Origin of the sequence: Mesorhizobium sp. LNHC229A00 (assembly GCF_000502415.1) — a bacterium.
Taxonomy (GTDB): Bacteria; Pseudomonadota; Alphaproteobacteria; order Rhizobiales; family Rhizobiaceae; genus Mesorhizobium.
This window is the reverse complement of record NZ_AYWQ01000081.1, coordinates 1-1,320: the sequence shown is the minus strand read 5'-3', so window position 1 is coordinate 1,320 and position 1,320 is coordinate 1. Positions and strand designations below refer to the sequence as shown.

3 protein-coding genes are annotated in these 1,320 nt (G+C 61.7%); all 3 read right to left on the bottom strand.

All coding sequences use genetic code 11. The features are described 5' to 3' along the window. Positions 1-100: 100 nt before the first annotated feature. Positions 101-313, bottom strand: coding sequence for an HTH domain-containing protein (locus tag X742_RS140485; RefSeq protein WP_023775600.1), 213 nt, complete (start codon positions 311-313; stop codon positions 101-103). After that, on the bottom strand, positions 313-699 hold the full coding sequence (locus tag X742_RS140490) for a hypothetical protein (RefSeq protein WP_023775599.1): 387 nt from the start codon (positions 697-699) through the stop codon (positions 313-315). The genes X742_RS140485 and X742_RS140490 overlap by 1 nt, the downstream gene beginning before the upstream one ends. 2 nt (positions 700-701) lie before the next feature. Then, positions 702-1,320, bottom strand: a 619-nt coding sequence (locus X742_RS1000000175105; RefSeq protein ID WP_023775598.1) for a DNA polymerase III subunit epsilon, incomplete at its 5' end; no start/stop codon positions are given.

Sequence of the window (1,320 nt, the reverse complement as noted above, 5' to 3'; positions counted from 1 at the left end):
TTCAGACGTGTGCTCTTCCGATCTGTCGCGCTCTGGTGAGACCTTTGTGCAGCCTACCCAAGGATTGAACGTGTGGTCGCACCACGAGATTGCGGTGACTTCACCCATTGCTGCTACCCCGCTTCCTCAGCTGATAGCCCAGGCCGGCCTCTGAAAGGATCGGGGCACCGGCGGAGCGGAGATCGCGGATATAGCGGTAGATCGTCCGCTCGCTGACCTTGACGCGCGCCGCCAGCTTCTGCGCGGTGGTGACCTCATGGTCACCCAGAGCGGTGAGAACCTCGAATGTCTTGGCTTCGCGGAGGCCGGGCATCACACGTCATCCACGTTGACGACGATGATCTTGTCGGGGTGCATCTTCTCGGCGAGTTCGGAGATTGGATCGATTCGTTCGTGTTCGGCGATCGTCATTTTCGGAACCGCGATCGTGAGGCCGTATCGCTCCTCCCACGTCGTGCGCCATTCCAGATAGTTGTCGGGCGTCACATGCTCGGCTTCGGCGATCGTAGGTTCAAGCTGGGGGTGCATCTTGAGGACGACGGGCGTTGCCTCACGGCTGATGCGGGGGATCTGATGCGTGTAGACGCTCTCACCCGTCATCCAGTTGAGCACTTCATAGACGCCGCCGATCTCGCTTATGAGAACGCCGGCGATCGTCGACAGCACGTCGCGCGTCGGGAATTCCTTGGTCTGGGTCATGATCAGAACTTCCCTATGTCTTTGCGCCACGCATCTGGATCGACGACCTCTCTGGTCGGCGCCGGTGCGGCAGGCTTCGGTTGGGGATCGGAAGTCCGCTTCACCCATTCCAGGCGCGCGGTATGGACGACGTCTTCCTTTGTGGGATCGGTCGGCATCGTCGATTTGTGAAGGACCCAGTCCAGATACTTGGTCGGCACCTCAGACCAGCGTTTCCCGTAGTGCTCGCCGAACCCGACCTTCATCAACGTGACCGGCTTCATCGACATGTCGATCAGCATTTCGGGCGTGTAGAGCTTCAGGAGGTCGAGCAAGATATGCGCGGTCACCCAGGTGTCAGGCCCGGCGCGGTGCGACGGCTCCGTCCGAGGATCGTCGAGACAGAGCCCGCGCTCGTAGCGGATCGATCCGTTGCCGTGCGACTGCATCTCCGGCCAGGCGGTGCGCGCCGCTTTGAATGAGCAAATCCACGGCAGGTTGTGACCGCGAATGAACCGGCTGTCGAACGCGGCGTTGTGAGCGCAGAGGATGTCGGCGCCCTTCGCGACCAGCGCCCGAGCGTCGTTCGGGTCCATCCCGGTCGCGGCTACGGCATCGGTGATGTGGTGCACCGCCATGTCC